Here is an 18,585-nt window from a genome sequence, read left to right on the forward strand (position 1 = left end):
AAGCGGCAGGTTCGCGAACGAGCGAAGCGTTACAGTCGACCCAGATCGTTTATCAGGGCAAGTAACATGACCCCAACCACCAGACTGATGCCGATCTGGATTCCCCAACCCTGTACCCGATCGGACACTGGGCGACCACGCACCCATTCGATCAGATAGAACAGCAGATGCCCCCCATCCAGTACTGGAATGGGCAGCAAATTGAGAACTCCGAGGCTTATGCTCAGGTAGGCAAGGAAATTCAGGAAATCCCCAAAACCCGACTGGGCCGAAGCGCCCGCCACTTTAGCAATGGTTATCGGTCCACTCAAGTTTTTTACCGACAGCTCGCCGAACAGCATTTTCTTCAGCGAATCAAGGGTCAGCACGCTCATGGTCCAGGTACGCCTGGCGCCTTCGACCACGGCATCGAGCGGCCCGTAGCTGACTTCGCGCAGCATCTGTGGTGGCCACTCGACCGGTTTTACCCCGGCGCCCAGGTACCCCGTGGCTTTACCCTCGCCCTTTGAGACCAGGTTTACCGGTACGTCCAGTTGGGCATTGTCACGCTCCACGCGCAATACGATTCGACTGTCCGGGCGCTGGCGCACCAGGTCCACGACCTGCTGCCAATCGCCCAGTGGCTGGCCGTCCAGTGCCAACAGACGGTCCCCGTTGCGCAGCCCAGCGGATTGGGCCGGACCGTTCGGATCGAGTTCGGCCAGGATCGGCTCCAGCGCTGGGCGCCACGGACGGATGCCCAGCGAGCGAATCGGATCAGGTTCTTCGGAACCCTGCAGCCACTGGCTCAGGGCCAGCGAACGAGTAGTCTCGGCATCGGAACCCGGCCCGCGTACGGTCAGTTGCAAGGACCCGGTTTCACCCAGTCGACGGACCATCTGCAGGTTCACCGCTGCCCAACCTGCAGTGCTCTCGCCATCTACCGCAACAATTTCTCCGCCCGCCATCAGACCGGCGGTTGCTGCAATGCTGCCCGGCTCGACCGATCCGACCACCGGCTTGAGTTGCTGGGTACCCAGCATCGCCAGCAGCCAGAAGAACACCAAGGCCAGAAGAAAGTTGGCCGCCGGTCCGGCAGCGACGATGGCGATGCGCTGACGCACACTCTTGCGATTGAAGGACTGGTCAGCCTGGTCGACCGGCACCTCGCCCTCACGCTCGTCGAGCATCTTGACGTAGCCGCCCAAGGGAATGGCCGCAACGACGAACTCGGTGCCCTGGCGGTCGTGCCAGCGCAGCAGCGGCGTGCCGAAGCCTACCGAAAAACGCAGCACCTTGACGCCACAGCGCCGTGCGACCCAGAAGTGGCCAAACTCGTGAAAGGTAACCAGCACCCCCAATGCCACCAGGGTGCCGATAATCATGTAGAGCGCACTCATAACTCTCTCCGAACGACGGCCATACGGGTGTCAGTTCCCGTGCTGATTCAACCACTGCTGGGCCAGATCCCGCGCGCGGGCGTCCGCGGCGAACACCGTGTCGAGCGTATCCAGCGCAACGACAGGCTCCTGGTTCAAGACGTCTTCGATCATACGCGGGATCTGCGGATAGCGTATGCGACGCTCGAGGAACGCCGCCACGGCAATCTCGTTCGCCGCGTTGAGCATGGCCGGGGCGCTGTCGCCCGCCTCCGCCGCCTGCCGCGCAAGACGCAGGCAGGGAAACCGCTGCTCGTCCGGCGCCTCGAAATCCAGCCGGGCGATGGCGAACAGGTCCAGAGGTGCCACGCCGGAGTCCACACGTTGAGGCCAGGCCATGGCATGGGCGATTGGCGTGCGCATGTCGGGGTTGCCCAACTGCGCCAGCACCGAGCCGTCGACATAATCGACCAGGGAATGGATCACGCTCTGCGGATGGACCACGACCTCGATCTGGTCCGGACGCGCATCGAACAGCCAGCAGGCCTCGATCAGCTCCAGCCCCTTGTTCATCATGCTCGCCGAATCGACGGAGATCTTGCGCCCCATCGACCAGTTCGGATGGGCGCAGGCCTGCTCTGGGGTGACCTGTTCCAACTGCTCAAGGGGGGTCTGCCGAAACGGACCGCCCGATGCGGTCAGCAGAATCCGGCGCACACCGACATTGCTCAGGCCGCGCTCGAAGTCACCGGGCATGCACTGGAAAATCGCGTTGTGTTCACTGTCGATCGGCAGCAAGACCGCGCCGCTGTCGCGCACGGCCTGCATGAACAAGGCGCCTGACATGACCAGCGCTTCCTTGTTGGCCAGCAGCACTTTCTTGCCCGCACGGACGGCGGCCAGCGTAGGGCGCAGGCCGGCAGCGCCGACGATAGCGGCCATGACCGCATCCACTTCCGGCGCCGCCGCCACCTGGCACAAGCCCTCCTCGCCTACCAGTACTTCGGTGCGAGACCCAGCTTGAAGAAGCGCTTGCTGCAAGTCGCTGGCACGCGCCGCAGTGGGCACCACGGCGAACACCGGACGGTGCACCAGGCACAGCGCCAACAGTTCGTCCATGCGTGAGAAACCGGTCAGGGCGAATGCGGCATAGCGGTCCGGATGCCGGGCGATGACGTCGAGCGTGCTCAGACCAATGGAGCCGGTTGCGCCCAGTACGGTAATACGCTGCACGCCGCTCACATCACGCCCCAGCCAGCGGCCCACAGCAGTACGGCGAACACCGGTACCGCTGCGGTCAGGCTGTCGATGCGATCGAGCACGCCGCCATGGCCGGGCAGCAGGTTGCTGCTGTCCTTGATGCCGGAACGACGCTTGAACATGCTTTCGGTGAGGTCACCCACGACCGAAATGGCCACCACGATCGCGGCGCCGAGCAGGCCCGCGAGCATCTGGCCCACGCCCCAGTCACGCACCAGGCCAATGGCCAAGGTGATCAAGAGGCTGGTCACCAGACCACCGTAGAAACCTTCCCAGCTTTTGCCAGGACTGACCTGAGGTGCCAGCTTGCGCTTGCCCAGAGCCTTGCCGGTGAAGTAGGCGCCGATGTCGGCACCCCAGACCAGCACCATGACAGTCATGATCAGCCAGTTGCCCAGTGGCCAACCCTTGAGCAACACCAGGCCTTGCCAGGCAGGCAGCAGAATCAGCAGGCCGATGAGCAGCTTGCAGGCAAGGCTGGCCCAATGCTCGCTGGTGCGCGGGTACGTCAGCACCAGAAAGGTGGCCAGACACCACCACAGCACTGCGGCACCGAGCACGAACGGCGCCAGACCGGGCGTCAGGTAAAGGAAGAACAACAGGCCCGCGACCACCGCCGCGAAGGCGATGCGCGCGGACTGCTTTTCGAAGCCGGCCAGACGCGCCCACTCCCAGGCGCCCAAGGTGACCACCACGCCGATAAACAGGGCGAAGCCTGCTCCTTCGAGCAGGAAAAAACCGCACAGGGCAATCGGCAGCAGGATCAGCGCAGTGATGATGCGTTGTTTAAGCATTAAGCACGGGCTCCGGCTTCGACCTGCTCGCTCGTTTTACCGAACCGGCGCTGGCGCGAAGCGAAATCGGCCAGCGCCGTGCGCATGGCTTCGTGTTTGAAATCCGGCCAGAACAGGTCGGAAAAATACAGCTCGGCATAAGCCAGCTGCCACAGCAGGAAGTTGCTGATGCGATGCTCGCCGCCGGTGCGGATGCACAGGTCTGGCAAGGGCAGGTCACCCGTGGCCAGGCAGGTCTGCAGCAGATCGGGGGTGATGTCTTCCGGCTTCAGGTGGCCGGCCTGGACTTCCCGCGCCAGACGCTGAGCCGCCTGAGCGATGTCCCACTGACCGCCGTAGTTGGCGGCGATCTGCAGGACAAAGCGGTCGTTGCCGGCAGTGGCCGCTTCGGCTTCACGCATGGCCGCCTGCAGTTCGGGGTGGAACCGCGAGCGGTCACCGATGATCCGCAGGCTGATGCGGTTGTCGTTCAGCCGACGCGCTTCGCGACGCAACGCGCTGAAGAACAACTCCATCAACGCCCCGACCTCGTCGGCCGGGCGCTGCCAGTTCTCGCTGGAAAAGGCGAACAAGGTCAGTACCTCGACCTTGGCCTCGGCACACACCTCGATGACCGCGCGCACGGCATCCACACCGGCCTTGTGCCCAGCGACACCGGGCAACAAACGTTTCTTGGCCCAGCGATTGTTGCCATCCATGATGATCGCAACATGCCGCGGTACCGTGGAAGGTACAGCCAACTTGGTCTTTTCCATGAGACGGACTAATTCCTTAAACGGCCATCAGGTCCGCTTCTTTCTGCTTCACGGCCGTTTCGATGTCCGCGACGAACTTGTCGGTCAGCTTCTGGATATCATCGGCGGCACGACGTTCTTCGTCTTCGCTGATTTCCTTTTCCTTGACCAGATCCTTGTACTGGCTCAAGGCATCACGACGGATGTTGCGCACGGCCACGCGGGCATCTTCGGCAGCGTCGCGGGCCTGCTTGGTGAAGCCCTTGCGGGTCTCTTCAGTCAGCGCCGGCATGGAGATCAGCAGCAACTCGCCCAGGTTGGTCGGGTTGAGGTTGAGGCCGGCAGCACCGATGGCCTTGTCGACCGCAGCGAGCATGTTGCGCTCGAACGCAACCACCTGCAGGGTGCGCGAGTCCTTCACGGTGATGCTGGCGACCTGGTTGATCGGGGTGTCGGCACCGTAGTAGGGAACCTGGACGCCTTCCAGGATGCTTGGGTGCGCCTTGCCGGTACGGATACGACCGAACGCGTGCTGCAGCGACTCCAGGGATTTCTGCATGCGCGCCTGCGCATCCTTCTTGATTTCGTTGATCATACTTCGCCTTCCTCGATCAGAGTTCCTTCGGCGCCGCCCACTACGATGTTCAGCAGAGCGCCAGGCTTGTTCATGTTGAATACCCGCAACGGCATCTTGTGGTCACGGCACAGGCAGATGGCGGTCAGGTCCATCACGCCCAGTTTGCGATCCAGTACTTCATCGTACGTCAGGCGGTCGAATTTCTCAGCATGCGGATCCTTGAACGGATCGGCCGTGTAGACACCGTCCACCTTGGTCGCCTTGAGGACCACGTCGGCATCGATCTCGATGGCGCGCAGGCACGCTGCGGAGTCGGTGGTGAAGAACGGGTTGCCGGTACCGGCGGCGAAAATTACCACATCGCCGGAATTGAGGTGACGAATACCCTTGCGACGATCGTAATGGTCGGTCACGCCGACCATCGAGATGGCCGACATGACGATGGCGGCAATGTTGGAGCGCTCCAGCGCATCGCGCATCGCCAGGGCGTTCATGACCGTGGCCAGCATGCCCATGTGGTCGCCGGTGACACGGTCCATGCCGGCCGCGCTGAGAGCAGCACCGCGGAACAGGTTACCCCCGCCGATGACCAGGCCTACCTGAACGCCGATGCCAACCAGCTGGCCTACTTCGAGGGCCATGCGGTCCAGCACTTTCGGGTCGATCCCGAAGTCTTCGGAGCCCATCAGGGCCTCGCCGCTAAGTTTGAGCAAAATGCGTTTATAGCGAGGTTGACGACCACTCACCTGCTGAGCCATTGCGTGTCTCTCCTGCGGCGTTTAATAAATTCTGGACGGGCCGGTGTACGGCGCGCCTAACTCTAGCTTGCGGCACTGCGACAGTACCACCGGACCTGCGCCTTGTAAGCGGCTAAATCCGGGTCCCGACTTTGAAAAAGAGGCTGCGCGCGTAAGCGGGCAGCCTCTTTGGGGCAACAGGACGAATCCGTCTTATTGCTTGCTGGCAGCGGCCACTTGTGCGGCAACTTCGTCAGCGAAGTTGTCGACAGGCTTCTCGATGCCTTCGCCTACCTTGAAGTAGGTGAACGAAACGATTTCAGCACCGGCTTTCTTGGCCAGGTCACCGACCTTGACTTCAGGGTTCTTGACGAACGCCTGCTCGACCAGGCTGGCTTCGGCGAGGAACTTGCTGATACGACCAGCAACCATTTTCTCGACGATTTCGGCTGGCTTGCCCTTGATCTTGTCTTCGTTCAGGCTCATGAAGACGCCCTTCTCACGCTCGATCGCTTCGGCCGAAACCTGCGATGGCAGCAGGAATTCCGGGTTGCTGGCAGCCACGTGCATGGCGATGTCGCGAGCCAGTTCGGCGTTGCCGCCGTTCAGGGCGACGATGACGCCGATCTTGTTGCCGTGCAGGTAGGCATCGACCACGTCGCCTTCCACACGCACCAGGCGGCGGATGTTGACGTTTTCGCCAACCTTGGCAACCAGGGCTTCACGAGCCGGCTCTTGAGCGGCGATCAGTGGAGCTGCGTCGGTCAGCTTGTCGGCGAAAGCCTTTTCAACGCTGGCGGCGACGAAGTTCTTGAAGTCGTCCTGCAGAGCCAGGAAGTCGGTCTGCGAGTTGACTTCCAGGATGACTGCGGACTTGTTGTCAGCGGCAACCTTGACGGCGATGGCGCCTTCGGCAGCAATGTTGCCGGCTTTCTTGGCGGCCTTGATGGCACCGGAAGCACGCATGTCGTCGATGGCTTTTTCGATGTCGCCGCCGGCCTTGGTCAAGGCCTTTTTGCAATCCATCATGCCTTCGCCGGTACGCTCGCGCAGTTCTTTGACCAACGCTGCAGTAATCTCTGCCATTTCAAATTCCTCTTGGATAGGTGTCTAACCATTCCACCCGTTAACGGGCGCTCAATTCTTGACCTTGCCAGCGGCTCTTTACAGTTCGAGCGATGACGATGCCGGCAATGGTTCTCGAGGTGGCAAAAAGGGGGCCTAGCCCCCTTTTTGCGTACCGAGTAAACGCTGGGCGTCTAGACTCAGCCTTCTACCGCTGCGGCAGGTGCGTCCTGAACGTATTCTTCAGTACCGCCAGCCACGTGGTTGCGACCACGGATGACCGCGTCGGCCATCGAACCCATGTACAGCTGGATGGCGCGGATGGCGTCATCGTTGCCTGGGATGATGTAGTCAACGCCTTCAGGGCTGCTGTTGGTGTCGACGACGCCGATGACCGGGATACCCAGCTTGTTGGCTTCGGTGATCGCGATGCGCTCGTGGTCGACGTCGATGACGAACAGTGCGTCAGGCAGGCCGCCCATGTCCTTGATACCACCCAGGCTGCGATCCAGTTTTTCCAGATCACGGGTGCGCATCAAAGCTTCTTTCTTGGTCAGCTTGGTGAAGGTGCCATCTTCGGCCTGGGTTTCCAGGTCGCGCAGACGCTTGATCGAAGCACGGATGGTCTTGAAGTTGGTCAGCATGCCGCCCAACCAGCGATGATCGACGTACGGCGAGCCGCAACGTGCTGCTTCCTCGGCCACGATCTTGCCGGCGGAACGCTTGGTACCGACGAACAGGATCTTGTTCTTGCCCTGGGCCAGGCGCTCTACGAAGGTCAGTGCTTCGTTGAACATCGGCAGGGTTTTTTCGAGGTTGATGATGTGGATCTTGTTACGCGCGCCGAAAATGTACTTACCCATTTTCGGATTCCAGTAACGGGTTTGGTGACCGAAGTGCACACCGGCCTTCAGCATATCGCGCATGTTGACTTGGGACATGATAGTTCCTTGATAAGTCGGGTTAAGCCTCCACGTATCCCAATGACCAACCCGTGGCAGAACCACCGGCACCCAGGTCATCGTGTCGACACGTGTGTGGGTTTGGTTGCTCCCGGGGCATCCCCGGAAAGCGGCGCATTTTATACCATAGCCGCCTCGATATAGAAACCTGAAATAGCGTCGATGCACAACGGCTTTTGCGCCGCTGCCGGATTCGCGCGACAATGGCGCCCATCACCTCTTATATAGAGGCGTCGTCAGCGCCGCGCGGCAGTCCGCGGTGGCTCTGGTAGAATCGCCTCGATTTCCAGCCTGCGAATGCGCGCAAGCGCTCAGAGAGCCCCGAATGACCGTGACCATCAAGACCCCCGAAGACATCGAGAAGATGCGAATTGCCGGCCGCCTGGCGGCCGAGGTGCTGGAGATGATCGCGCCTCACGTCAAGCCCGGTGTCACCACCGAAGAGCTCGACCGCCTGTGCCACGATTACATCGTCAACGAGCAGCAGGCCATCCCTGCCCCGCTCAACTATAAAGGCTACCCCAAGTCGATCTGCACCTCGATCAACCATGTGGTCTGCCACGGCATCCCCAACGACAAGCCTTTGAAGAACGGTGACGTGCTGAACATCGACGTCACCGTGATCAAGGATGGCTACCACGGCGACACCAGCCGCATGTTCCACGTCGGCACCGTGCCAGTATGGGCCGAGCGTCTGTCGCAAGTGACCCAGGAATGCCTGTACAAGGCCATCGAACTGGTCAAGCCAGGTTGCCGTCTGGGCGACATCGGTGAAGTCATCCAGAAGCACGCCGAGAAGAACGGTTTTTCCGTGGTCCGCGAATTCTGCGGCCACGGTATCGGCAAGGTGTTCCACGAAGAACCCCAGGTGCTGCACTACGGGCGCGCCGGGACCGGCATGGAGCTCAAGGAAGGCATGACCTTCACCATCGAGCCGATGATCAACCAGGGCAAGGCCGACACCAAGGTGCTTGGCGATGGCTGGACGGCGATCACCAAGGACCGCAAGCTATCGGCGCAGTGGGAGCACACCCTGGTGGTGACCGCTACCGGCTACGAGATCTTCACCTTGCGCAGCGACGACACCATCGCCCGCGTTTCGGCGTGATGCCGCGCAGGCGAGCGAACCGTTCAGGCCACTAATCTCTTCAGGAATACGACATGCCGCAGGTGGATCCGGAGTTGTTCGATCGCGGCCAGTTCCAGGCCGAACTGGCATTGAAGGCAAGCCCCATCGCGGCTTTCAAGAAGGCGATTCGCCAGGCTCACGATGTGCTCGACGAGCGCTTTCGCAACGGCCGCGACATTCGTCGGCTGATCGAAGACCGTGCCTGGTTCGTCGACAACATCCTGGAGCGTGCGTGGAACCAGTTCGACTGGAGCGAGGATGCCGACATCGCCTTGGTCGCCGTGGGCGGCTACGGTCGCGGCGAACTGCACCCCTACTCCGACATCGACCTGATGATCCTGCTCGAAAGCCCCGACTACGAGGTCTTTCGCGATTCGATCGAGCGTTTTCTCACCCTGCTGTGGGACATTGGCCTGGAAGTGGGCCAGAGCGTGCGCTCCATCGATGAGTGCGCCGAGCAGGCGCGTGCCGACATCACGGTCATCACCAACCTGATGGAAAGCCGCACCATCGCCGGGCCCGAGCGGCTGCGCAAGCGCATGCTCGAGGTCACCAGCACCGAGCGCATGTGGCCCAGCCGCGAGTTCTTCCTGGCCAAGCGCGCTGAACAGTCCGCCCGTCACCACAAGTACAACGACACCGAGTACAACCTGGAGCCCAACGTCAAGGGTTCCCCCGGCGGCCTGCGCGATATCCAGACCCTGCTGTGGGTGGCGCGCCGCCAGTTCGGCACGCTGAACCTGCACGCGCTGGCCGGTGAAGGCTTCCTGGTGGAAAGCGAGAACAACCTGCTGGCCTCTTCTCAGGAGTTCCTGTGGAAGGTCCGCTATGCCCTGCACATGCTCGCCGGGCGTGCCGAAGACCGCCTGCTGTTCGATCACCAGCGTTCCATCGCCGGCCTGCTGGGTTACAAGGACAGCGACGCGAAGCTGGCGATCGAGCGGTTCATGCAGAAGTACTACCGCGTGGTCATGAGCATCGCCGAGCTCAGCGACCTGATCATCCAGCATTTCGAGGAAGTGATTCTCGGCGACCCCGATGCCGGTTCCACGGTACCGATCAACTCGCGCTTCCAGCTGCATGATGGCTATATCGAGGCGACTCACACCCAGGTGTTCAAGCGCACTCCGTTCGCGATGCTGGAAATCTTCGTGCTGATGGCGCAGAACCCGGAGATCAAGGGCGTACGCGCGGACACCATCCGCCTGCTGCGTGAGCACCGCCACCTGATCGACGATACGTTCCGCAACGATATCCGCAACACCAGCCTGTTCATCGAGCTGTTCAAGTGCGAAGTGGGCATTCACCGCAACCTGCGTCGCATGAACCGCTACGGCATCCTCGGCCGCTACCTGCCCGAGTTCGGCCATATCGTCGGGCAGATGCAACACGACCTGTTCCACATTTATACGGTGGATGCGCACACGCTCAACCTGATCAAGCACCTGCGCAAGCTGCAGTACACCCAGGTCTCGGAGAAGTTTCCATTGGCCAGCAAGGTCATGGGCCGCCTGCCCAAGCCAGAGCTGATCTACCTGGCCGGGCTGTACCACGACATCGGCAAGGGGCGTAACGGCGACCACTCCGAGCTGGGTGCGGTGGATGCCGAGCACTTCTGCCAGCGTCACCAGTTGCCGGCCTGGGACAGTCGCCTGATCGTCTGGCTGGTGCAGAACCATCTGGTGATGTCGACCACCGCGCAGCGCAAGGATCTTTCCGACCCGCAGGTGATCCACGATTTCGCCCAGCAGGTCGGCGACGAGGTGCACCTGGATTACCTCTACGTGCTGACGGTGGCCGACATCAACGCGACCAACCCCAGCTTGTGGAATTCCTGGCGGGCCAGCCTGTTGCGTCAGCTTTATACCGAGACCAAGCGCGCGCTGCGTCGGGGCCTGGAAAACCCGCTGGACCGGGAGGAGCAGATTCGTCGCACGCAGAGCGCGGCCCTGGAGATACTGGTACGCGGCGGGACCGATCAGGACGACATCGAGCAGCTCTGGTCGCAGTTGGGCGACGACTATTTCCTGCGCCATAACGCCGGCGACGTGGCTTGGCATACAGACGCCATCCTCCAGCAGCCTGCCAATGGCGATCCGTTGGTGCTGATCAAGGAAACCACGCAGCGCGAGTTCGAGGGCGGCACGCAGATCTTCATCTATGCGCCCGACCAGCACGACTTTTTCGCGGTGACGGTCGCGGCCATGGACCAGCTCAACCTGAACATCCACGACGCACGCATCATCACTTCCAGCAGCCAGTTCACCCTCGACACCTACATCGTGCTGGACAACGACGGCGGCTCGATCGGCAACGACCCGCGCCGCGTCGCGCAGATTCGCCAGGGCCTGAGCGATGCGCTGCGCAATCCCGATGACTACCCCAACATCATCCATCGCCGCGTGCCGCGTCAACTCAAGCACTTCGCCTTCGCGCCGCAGGTGACCATCCAGAACGATGCCCAGCGCCCGGTCACCATCCTGGAGCTGAGCGCGCCTGACAGGCCTGGCCTGCTGGCCCGCATCGGCAAGATTTTCCTGGAGTTCGATTTGTCGTTGCAGAACGCCAAGGTGTCCACACTGGGCGAACGCGTGGAAGACGTCTTCTTCATTACCGATGCGCACAATCTGCCCCTGTCCGACCCGCAGCTGTGCAGTCGGCTGCAGGCCACCATCGTCGACCAACTCAGTGTCAGCCAGGCGCAAGGCGTCGAGCTGTCCCGTTTGAGCATTTGATATGAACCATGCGTTGAACCAGTTGCAGCCCTACCCTTTCGAGAAGTTGCGTGCCTTGCTCAGTGGCGTCACCGCTGCTGCGGATAAGCGTGCGATCGCCCTGTCCATCGGCGAACCCAAGCACAGCTCGCCAGCCTTCGTGAAGCAGGCGCTGGCCGACAATCTCGACCAGATGGCCGTGTACCCGACGACCCAGGGTATTCCGGCCCTGCGCGAAGCCATCGCGCAGTGGTGCGAGCGACGCTTCCAGGTCCCGGCGGGTTGGCTCGATCCGGCGCGCCACGTACTGCCGGTCAATGGCACCCGTGAGGCGCTGTTCGCCTTCACCCAGACCGTTGCCCAGCGCGACGTCGACGGGCTGGTGGTCAGCCCCAATCCGTTCTATCAGATCTACGAGGGCGCAGCGCTGCTGGCGGGCACCACGCCGCACTACCTGCCCTGCCTGGACCAGAACGGCTTCAACCCGGATTTCGACGCGGTCTCGGCCGATGTCTGGCAGCGCTGCCAGATCCTGTTCCTGTGCTCGCCCGGCAACCCGACCGGTGCCCTGGTGCCGTTGGCGACCCTGAAGAAACTCATTGCCCTGGCCGACGAATACGACTTCGTGATCGCCGCGGACGAGTGCTACAGCGAGCTGTACTTCGACGAAGACGCACCACCGCCCGGTCTGCTGACGGCCTGTGCCGAGCTGGGTCGCAGTGATTTCAAGCGGTGCGTGGTGTTCCACAGTCTGTCCAAGCGTTCCAACCTGCCGGGCCTGCGCTCGGGGTTCGTGGCGGGCGATGCGGATATCCTTAAGGCATTCCTGCTGTACCGCACCTATCATGGCTGCGCCATGCCCGTACAAACTCAACTGGCCAGCATCGCCGCCTGGCAGGACGAAGCTCACGTACGGGCCAACCGCGATCTGTACCGGGAAAAGTTCGATGCCGTGCTGGACATCCTGACGCCGGTACTGGACGTCAAGCGCCCCGACGGCAGCTTCTACCTGTGGGCCAAGGTGCCGATGGACGATGCCCAATTCTGCCGCGAGCTGTTCGAGCAGGAGCATGTCACGGTGGTGCCCGGATCCTACCTGTCCCGCGAAGTCGATGGACTCAACCCGGGTGCCGGACGCGTACGCATGGCGCTGGTCGCACCGTTGAGCGAGTGTGTCGAAGCCGCTCAGCGCATTCGCCAGTTTCTCGAGCGTCGATAACACATAGCTACGCCTGTGCCGGGCGTTTGATCGCCATCATCGGTGGCTCTTTTTCAGGAGCCATTGATGATGTGCGATCTACTGTTCTGCAAACCCCTTCCTGCCTCCGACATCGAGGCTTCACGCCGCGTGGCCCTGGCCGAGCGCGCGACCAATGCGTTGAGCGCCCCTTCTTCCGGACGTTCAAAACGCGCTCTGGGCCAGTTCTCGAAATTCTGGGCACCCGGCCGCACGTTGACCATCGGCTTTTTCAACGACACCCCACGTGAGCACCAAGCGGCCATCGAGAAAGTGTCACGGCAGTGGCTGTGCTGGGCCAACCTGAAGTTCGACTTCGTCGACAGCCCGTTCGCCGACATCCGCATCTATACCGGTGGCGAAGACAACTACAGCCAAGTCGGCACCGATGCGCTGCTGGCCAGCCCGATGGATGCGACCATGGCCCTGAGCGTCAAGCCAGATGATCCAATGTTCGGGCGAACCGTGCTGCACGAGTTCGGTCACGTGCTGGGGCTGCTGCACGAACATCAACACCCCAACGCGGATATTCCGTGGGACGTCCCCAAGCTGTATGCGTATTTTGCAGCCAAGGGCATCGACCAGCAGACCGTCGACATCAACCTGCTGGACAAGATCGACAAGGCACTGGCCAAGGGCACGGCGTATGACCGTACTTCGATCATGCATTACTCGGTGCTGCAGGAGCAGACCGTGGGAGACTGGGAAGTGGGCATCAATCACACCTTGAGCCGCCGCGACCGCAAGTTCGTGCGGCGCATATACCCGGAGGTGGTCGCCTAGCGGGCCCGGCCGAGGCTGGCTTGATCGAGGTCGAATTCGACCAGCGCTTCGTTCACGGCGGCAGCGTTGGTCAGGTGCTGTCGGCGCACGACGTAGCATGGAAGCTGTTCGTATTCCTGTTCCACCCACACCGGTTGGCGAGAGGTCCGCTCGAAATCGGGCCACTCACCAATGACGAGGAAAATCACCTGGGGTATGAGCGCGATTGCCAGCATCAGGTTGAGGTCGACCAACCCCAATCCACCGAGCGCCGAGCCCACCACCACAGGTATGGCGCTAGCGACGGCCGTCCACAGTTTGGATAATCTGCGCATGGGGTATGACCTCACATGGGTTACTGTATGTTTATACAGTAACCCAGTCTGGGCTTTGTTATCAATCCCTGAGAGGTTCCCGCTCGGCGGATCAGCTGACGCCCAAGGCGTGCGGCCCATCCTGCGTGCTTTACAGGGTTCAGTCGGGTGCGCCGAACATGGCGGTCACTGCCTGTTCCCCCAACGCTGGGCCGACACTCATGCCGACTCCACTGTGCATCAGCGTTGCACTCAACCCCGGCGCGATGTCCAACCGCGAAAAGGGATTGGGTCCCTTGGCGCCATAGACACCTTGCCAGCGTTCCACGACTTGGATCTTGCAACCCAGGGTGTCCTCTGCGAGCGCCAGCATCCACCGGTCCACCTGCTCGGAGTTGAACGGTGAAGCGTCCGTGGCGTAATCATGGGAATCACCGATGATCAGATCCCCATACGGTGTGGGGCTGACCAGCAGGTGAATGCCGTGTTCTTCCAGATGAGGATAATTGCGTTGGATTTCGGCGCGCACGGCGGCGGCCTCAGGCAGATCTGCAAAGGCTGCGTAATGAACACAGCTCAGTCCGGTCAGTACAGAATGCTGAAGTTCCAGATTTGAGTCGGGCCGCCCCCGCAGCATCTGCAAGCGGCACACCCTGGGATTCAGTGCCGCCATGGGCTCGGCCAGCAGCGTCAGATAGTCATGCCCTGAACACACCACCACCTGCCGACCGCGAAAACTACCGGCAGTGCTCTGCAGGTGCCCAGGTTCGACTCCGCTGACCAAGGTCGAAAAATGAAATTCGACGCCCAGTTCGCGCTGAAGATAGCCGACCAGTTGCGGTATGGCCTCGCGGGAATACAGCTGCTGATCATCGAAGCCATGCAAGGCGGCTCGATGATGGTTGAATCGACCGCCATACAAATCGCTCAGTTGTGCGCGGCTCAACAGTTCTACCCGATAATCGTGTTGCTGGGCGCGCCCGGCGCAAAAGGCGGCGAGCAGTGTTTCTTCCGCTTCGGTGCGCGCGAACAGCAACGAGCCATTGCGCTTGAGCTCGAAGCCTGCGGCTACGCTCCAATTGGCCCAGAGCCCGCGGCTGGCTTTGGCCAATTCGAGCATGACGCCGGGCGGTTGCCCGGTGACCAACGCTTGGCCGAAGTTGCGTACCGAGGCGCCCACGGGAGTGGCTGAACGCTCGAACACACGCACCTTCAGTCCTCGCCTGGCAGCCGCATAGGCGTGAGAAAGCCCGAGAATTCCCGCGCCTACCACCAGCAGGTCGCTTGCAAACCGATCCATTTCAACCTCCTCCCTATTGCTTGGCCGATTTACCGTCGTAGCGTTTGCGCCACTCGGCCAGAATGTTGTCGCGCTCTCTCGAGGCCCAGGCGAAGTCATTCTTGATCAGGCGCTGCTCATAGTCGGCCGGTAGCTCGGTGGGCGGCTTGGCCAAGCCTGCCTGGGCCAGCACTGCAAAGTTTTCCTGGTACAGCGCCATGCCCGCGGCACTCGCCGAGAAGTCAGCCAGACGCTTGGCAGCCTCGGGGTGAGCGGTGCCCTTGATCACGGCTGTTGCCTCGATCTCCCAGCCCAGGCCCTCTTTGGGCAGGATGATATCCAGCGGAGCACCTTGGCGTTTGAGCTGTACTGCGGGGTACTCGAACGAAATACCGATAGGGAACTCGCCCGCTGCAGCCATCTTGCAAGGCTTGGAACCGGAGTGGACGTACTGACCGATGTTGCGATGCAAATCGTCCATGTAGGCCCAGCCCTGCGCTTCGCCAAAAGTCTGCAGCCAGGCGCTTACGTCCAGGAACCCGGTACCGGACGAGGCCGGGTTGGGCATCACGATCTTGCCGCGATAGACCGGGTTGGTCAGGTCTTGCCAACTGACAGGGCGCGGCAGGTTCTGCTTCTCGGCTTCGATGGTGTTGAAGCACAGGGTGGCGGCCCAGACATCCATTCCGACCCACGCCGGCGGGTTGGCCGGATCACGGTACTGGGCGCCAATCTTGGGCAGATCCTTGGGCGCGTAGGCGTCGAGTAGGCCTTGTTGATCGAGGATGGCCAGACTCGAGGCTGCCAGCCCCCAAACGGCATCAGCTTGCGGACGGGCCTTTTCCGCGAGCAGCTTGGCCGTGATGATTCCAGTCGAGTCCCTCACCCATTTGATATCGATATCCGGATTGGCTTTCTCGAAAGCTTTTTCGTAGGTCTGCAGTTGCTCGGTTTCCAGGGCGGTATACACCGTAAGTTCCGTGGCGGCCTGGACGTGGAGGCTGAAGCCTGCGAGCACTGCGGCAAGGGCGAGGGGCTTGAACATGAAGTGATCCTGAGAGGTTCGCGAAGAAGTTGTCGGTCAGTCAGACGCTTGATCATGGACTGCAGGGTGTTTCACCCCGGGCCATACGTAGGTTGATCTCATCGATGAGCGCTGGCAGATCAGCGATGGTGTCTGCCAGGTAATGCGGGCGTGCCGGGGTGAACAGCGCATCGATGCGCTGTCGATGCTGCTCGAGCTCGGAGGGGGTGAGCGCCTCGAAGGCCGGGTAATCCAGACCGAGGAAATTACCGGAGAAGCGCAGCCCGACCGTCCACATTCCGGCACTGCGGCCTTCGAGAATACCCGGCAGGGTGTCATCGACTTTCACACAGGCGGCGACGTCGCCGATGCCCAGCGCGATCACATTGGCCAGCGCCTGGGCTGGGCCCGGTCGCCCAGTGAGCAGGTCATCGGCCGCGACCACATGATCGGGCTGATAGCCGGCCACAGCGGCCATGGCCACGACATGATCCATCACCTGCCGGGGATATCCCGAAGTGGTACCGATTTTAAGTCCGGCTTGGCGCAGGTGCTCGATTGCGGCGAGTGCACCGGGAATGAGGGCGCTGTGCTTGCCGACATTGGCGATCTGCAACGGCATGAACCGCTCGTAGATGGCTGTCACGTCGGCATCGCTGGGTCTTCGCGCGAAGCGTTGCTCGAAACGCGCAGCGATCTGTGGCTGATTGCACAGGCTGCGGATGTGGTCCCACTTGCCCATGCCCATGGGGCCACGGGCTTCTTCGAGGCTCAGCTCGATATCGAATGTGGCGAAGGCCTCGACAAAGATTCGAGTAGGCGCGAACGAGCCGAAATCGACGACGGTGCCAGCCCAGTCGAGAATGGCCGCCTGCAGCCGTATGGGGGATCGATAGTGCATCAGGGTCTCCGCAGATCAGTGGGATGGGGTGCTCTGGCGCCAGGCTTGTGAACGTCGCAACAGCCCTCGAGACGTCCAGGCGAGCAACAGTGAAACGGCCGCCGAGGTGAACAGAATCAGCGTCGACATGGCGGCTGCGCCGCCGACATTGCCTGCGTCGTCCATGTTGAGTACCGCTACGGCAGCGAGAATGCTGTCTGGCGAGTACAGGAAAATGGCTGCGGAAACGGTGGTCATCGCCGAGACGAACAAGTAACGGACGATGTCCAGCACTGCAGGTAGGCAAATCGGCAAGGTGACCCGCAGGTAGTGCCGATGCAAAGGGACCTTGAGCGAAAGCGCCGCCGCTTCGAACTCGGTGTCCAACTGGCGCAAGGCAGTGGTCGCGGTCATGTGCGCAGTGGTGAGGTAATGGGCAATGGTGCAGATCACCAGCAACGCCATGCTGCCGTATAGGCTGTGCAACGGGTTGTCGGGCAGATTGAAGAAAAAGGCATAGCCAAGTCCGAGCACCAGCCCCGGCACGGCCATGGGTATGAAGGTGAGTATGCGCAGGGCCAGATCAAGGCCAGCCTGCCCACGGGTTTTCTCCATCAGATAGGCACCGGTGAAGATCAACGCGCTGCCGATCACCGCACTGCAGCTCGCCAGTACCAGGCTGTTGCGATAGGCCAGCCATCCACCGCCTGCGTTTTCATTGAACAGGTAGTGCTTGAGCGACAACGACAGGTTGTAGGGCCAGAACTTGACCAGAGAGGAAAACACCGCCATCCCCAATACGGCCAGCAGCGCTGTGCAGATGAGTACGACGATCACCAGATAACCGCCATCTCGCCATGTCGAAGGCTGTGGCGTGAATACCTGCGCGCGGCCACTCATGAACGAACGTTGGCGCCGGCGCAACCAGGCATCCATGGAAAAGCTGATCAGCGCGGGCACCAGCAAGACCATACCGATGAGAGCTCCACGACCGAATTGCTGCTGCCCCACCACAGCCTTGTAGGCCTCGATGGCCAATACCTGATAGTCGCCACCGACAATCACCGGCACGCCGAAGTCGGTGATGGTCAGCGTGAAGACCAGGCAGAACGCGGCAAACACGGCTTGTCGAGAGGCGGGCCAGGTGATGCTGTGGAAAGACCGCCAGGCGCTTGCACCCATGCTCGATGCCGCGTCGAACAGACGCGCGTCACTCAGCGAGAGGGCCGAAAGCAGAATCATCAGCGCGTGGGGAAACGTGTAGATCACCTCGCCGATCACGATGCCCCAAAAACCATAGATATTGTCTGCAAAAAGGCCGCGCAGCAGTCCCTGGTTACCGAACAGGTAGATCAACGCAATGGCGGGCAGCATCGAAGGCGCCAACAGCGGCAGCAGGGATATTGCGCGCCACAGGCTCTTGGCGGGAATCAACGTGCGTTGCAGCGCGTAGGCGAACACATAGGCCAGAGGCACCACAATGATCGCGACAGTCAAGGAGACACGCAGGCTGTTGCCCAGCAACCAATGGAAATGCTCGCTGGCCAGCAATTGTCGAGCTGCGGCAAGTCCGCCGCCCTGCCCCATGTCGTTGCTGAAGCCGCGCCAGAAGATCGCCAGCAGGGGCAGAAGCAGCGCCATCGCCAGAACGGCGAGAAACAGTACTTTCCCGCCGAATACGAATAGTCGGTCGGCCCAACCGGAGCGTTCGATCCGGCGGACCTGGACCCGTTCGCCAACCGGCATGTTCACGTCAAGC

Annotated in this window: 17 protein-coding genes; 4 read left to right on the forward strand and 13 right to left on the reverse strand. The window is 61.5% G+C overall.

The features are described from left to right. Positions 1-29: 29 nt before the first annotated feature. The 8 genes from rseP to rpsB all read right to left on the reverse strand — a co-directional run bounded on the left by rseP (position 30) and on the right by rpsB (position 7,466). Positions 30-1,379, reverse strand: coding sequence for a sigma E protease regulator RseP (gene rseP, locus AC788_RS20005; protein WP_049862284.1), 1,350 nt, complete (start codon positions 1,377-1,379; stop codon positions 30-32). 30 nt (positions 1,380-1,409) lie between these two features. Then, positions 1,410-2,600, reverse strand: coding sequence for a 1-deoxy-D-xylulose-5-phosphate reductoisomerase (gene ispC / locus AC788_RS20010; RefSeq protein ID WP_049862374.1), 1,191 nt, complete (start codon positions 2,598-2,600; stop codon positions 1,410-1,412). Beyond that, a complete protein-coding gene (locus AC788_RS20015; RefSeq protein WP_049862285.1) occupies positions 2,597-3,412 on the reverse strand; it encodes a phosphatidate cytidylyltransferase in 816 nt (271 codons plus the stop codon). Before AC788_RS20015 ends, ispC begins: the two co-directional genes overlap by 4 nt. Then, entirely contained in the window at positions 3,412-4,167 is a 756-nt protein-coding gene (gene uppS / locus AC788_RS20020) for a polyprenyl diphosphate synthase (protein ID WP_043185089.1), read from the reverse strand. Before uppS ends, AC788_RS20015 begins: the two co-directional genes overlap by 1 nt. Before the next feature lie 16 nt (positions 4,168-4,183). Then, positions 4,184-4,741, reverse strand: coding sequence for a ribosome recycling factor (gene frr / locus AC788_RS20025; protein ID WP_049862286.1), 558 nt, complete (start codon positions 4,739-4,741; stop codon positions 4,184-4,186). Beyond that, positions 4,738-5,481 carry a UMP kinase gene (gene pyrH, locus AC788_RS20030; RefSeq protein ID WP_049862287.1) on the reverse strand — a complete coding sequence of 248 codons (744 nt, stop codon included), beginning with the start codon at positions 5,479-5,481 and terminating at the stop codon, positions 4,738-4,740. Before pyrH ends, frr begins: the two co-directional genes overlap by 4 nt. Positions 5,482-5,673: 192 nt before the next feature. After that, positions 5,674-6,546 carry a translation elongation factor Ts gene (gene tsf, locus AC788_RS20035; RefSeq protein WP_049862288.1) on the reverse strand — a complete coding sequence of 291 codons (873 nt, stop codon included), beginning with the start codon at positions 6,544-6,546 and terminating at the stop codon, positions 5,674-5,676. 179 nt (positions 6,547-6,725) lie between these two features. Further along, a complete protein-coding gene (gene rpsB / locus AC788_RS20040; protein WP_049862289.1) occupies positions 6,726-7,466 on the reverse strand; it encodes a 30S ribosomal protein S2 in 741 nt (246 codons plus the stop codon). A 346-nt stretch (positions 7,467-7,812) separates the two neighbouring features. On the opposite strand from rpsB, the gene map reads away from it, so the two are divergent. The 4 genes from map to AC788_RS20060 all read left to right on the forward strand — a co-directional run bounded on the left by map (position 7,813) and on the right by AC788_RS20060 (position 13,350). Beyond that, entirely contained in the window at positions 7,813-8,595 is a 783-nt protein-coding gene (gene map, locus AC788_RS20045; protein WP_049862290.1) for a type I methionyl aminopeptidase, read from the forward strand. A 53-nt stretch (positions 8,596-8,648) separates the two neighbouring features. Further along, a complete protein-coding gene (locus AC788_RS20050; protein WP_049862291.1) occupies positions 8,649-11,351 on the forward strand; it encodes a [protein-PII] uridylyltransferase in 2,703 nt (900 codons plus the stop codon). A gap of 1 nt (position 11,352) precedes the next feature. After that, complete coding sequence (dapC, locus tag AC788_RS20055; protein ID WP_049862293.1) at positions 11,353-12,549, forward strand: succinyldiaminopimelate transaminase; 1,197 nt, start codon at positions 11,353-11,355, stop codon at positions 12,547-12,549. A gap of 66 nt (positions 12,550-12,615) precedes the next feature. After that, positions 12,616-13,350, forward strand: a complete 735-nt coding sequence (locus tag AC788_RS20060) for a M12 family metallopeptidase (RefSeq protein WP_049862294.1) — start codon at positions 12,616-12,618, stop codon at positions 13,348-13,350. On the opposite strand, the gene AC788_RS20065 is transcribed toward AC788_RS20060, so the two are convergent. The 5 genes from AC788_RS20065 to AC788_RS20085 all read right to left on the reverse strand — a co-directional run bounded on the left by AC788_RS20065 (position 13,347) and on the right by AC788_RS20085 (position 18,572). Further along, a complete protein-coding gene (locus AC788_RS20065) occupies positions 13,347-13,664 on the reverse strand; it encodes a hypothetical protein (RefSeq protein WP_152965778.1) in 318 nt (105 codons plus the stop codon). The genes AC788_RS20060 and AC788_RS20065 overlap by 4 nt on opposite strands. Positions 13,665-13,803: 139 nt before the next feature. Next, positions 13,804-14,943 (reverse strand): TIGR03364 family FAD-dependent oxidoreductase, encoded by a 1,140-nt coding sequence (locus AC788_RS20070; protein WP_049862296.1) that lies wholly within the window; start codon positions 14,941-14,943, stop codon positions 13,804-13,806. 13 nt (positions 14,944-14,956) lie between these two features. Then, complete coding sequence (locus tag AC788_RS20075) at positions 14,957-15,967, reverse strand: putative 2-aminoethylphosphonate ABC transporter substrate-binding protein (protein ID WP_049862297.1); 1,011 nt, start codon at positions 15,965-15,967, stop codon at positions 14,957-14,959. Between the two features lie 52 nt (positions 15,968-16,019). Beyond that, positions 16,020-16,847 (reverse strand): phosphonoacetaldehyde hydrolase, encoded by an 828-nt coding sequence (gene phnX, locus AC788_RS20080; RefSeq protein WP_049862298.1) that lies wholly within the window; start codon positions 16,845-16,847, stop codon positions 16,020-16,022. Positions 16,848-16,862: 15 nt separating this feature from the next. Next, positions 16,863-18,572 carry a putative 2-aminoethylphosphonate ABC transporter permease subunit gene (locus AC788_RS20085; RefSeq protein WP_442965556.1) on the reverse strand — a complete coding sequence of 570 codons (1,710 nt, stop codon included), beginning with the start codon at positions 18,570-18,572 and terminating at the stop codon, positions 16,863-16,865. Positions 18,573-18,585: the final 13 nt, after the last annotated feature.

Source organism: Pseudomonas sp. RIT-PI-a (assembly GCF_001187875.1).
In the GTDB taxonomy this organism is placed as follows: Bacteria; Pseudomonadota; Gammaproteobacteria; order Pseudomonadales; family Pseudomonadaceae; genus Aquipseudomonas; species Aquipseudomonas coleopterorum.

Excerpts from the sequence above, each read along its gene's own strand:
- rseP (WP_049862284.1), bottom strand. The coding sequence starts at position 1,379 with ATGAGTGCGCTCTACATGATTATCGGCACCCTGGTGGCATTGGGGGTG.
- AC788_RS20075 (WP_049862297.1), bottom strand. The coding sequence starts at position 15,967 with ATGTTCAAGCCCCTCGCCCTTGCCGCAGTGCTCGCAGGCTTCAGCCTC.
- uppS (WP_043185089.1), bottom strand. The coding sequence starts at position 4,167 with ATGGAAAAGACCAAGTTGGCTGTACCTTCCACGGTACCGCGGCATGTT.
- AC788_RS20085 (WP_442965556.1), bottom strand. The coding sequence starts at position 18,572 with ATGCCGGTTGGCGAACGGGTCCAGGTCCGCCGGATCGAACGCTCCGGT.
- AC788_RS20015 (WP_049862285.1), bottom strand. The coding sequence starts at position 3,412 with ATGCTTAAACAACGCATCATCACTGCGCTGATCCTGCTGCCGATTGCC.
- frr (WP_049862286.1), bottom strand. The coding sequence starts at position 4,741 with ATGATCAACGAAATCAAGAAGGATGCGCAGGCGCGCATGCAGAAATCC.
- pyrH (WP_049862287.1), bottom strand. The coding sequence starts at position 5,481 with ATGGCTCAGCAGGTGAGTGGTCGTCAACCTCGCTATAAACGCATTTTG.
- dapC (WP_049862293.1), top strand. The coding sequence starts at position 11,353 with ATGAACCATGCGTTGAACCAGTTGCAGCCCTACCCTTTCGAGAAGTTG.
- AC788_RS20050 (WP_049862291.1), top strand. The coding sequence starts at position 8,649 with ATGCCGCAGGTGGATCCGGAGTTGTTCGATCGCGGCCAGTTCCAGGCC.
- AC788_RS20070 (WP_049862296.1), bottom strand. The coding sequence starts at position 14,943 with ATGGATCGGTTTGCAAGCGACCTGCTGGTGGTAGGCGCGGGAATTCTC.
- AC788_RS20065 (WP_152965778.1), bottom strand. The coding sequence starts at position 13,664 with ATGCGCAGATTATCCAAACTGTGGACGGCCGTCGCTAGCGCCATACCT.
- map (WP_049862290.1), top strand. The coding sequence starts at position 7,813 with ATGACCGTGACCATCAAGACCCCCGAAGACATCGAGAAGATGCGAATT.
- phnX (WP_049862298.1), bottom strand. The coding sequence starts at position 16,847 with ATGCACTATCGATCCCCCATACGGCTGCAGGCGGCCATTCTCGACTGG.
- tsf (WP_049862288.1), bottom strand. The coding sequence starts at position 6,546 with ATGGCAGAGATTACTGCAGCGTTGGTCAAAGAACTGCGCGAGCGTACC.
- rpsB (WP_049862289.1), bottom strand. The coding sequence starts at position 7,466 with ATGTCCCAAGTCAACATGCGCGATATGCTGAAGGCCGGTGTGCACTTC.
- AC788_RS20060 (WP_049862294.1), top strand. The coding sequence starts at position 12,616 with ATGATGTGCGATCTACTGTTCTGCAAACCCCTTCCTGCCTCCGACATC.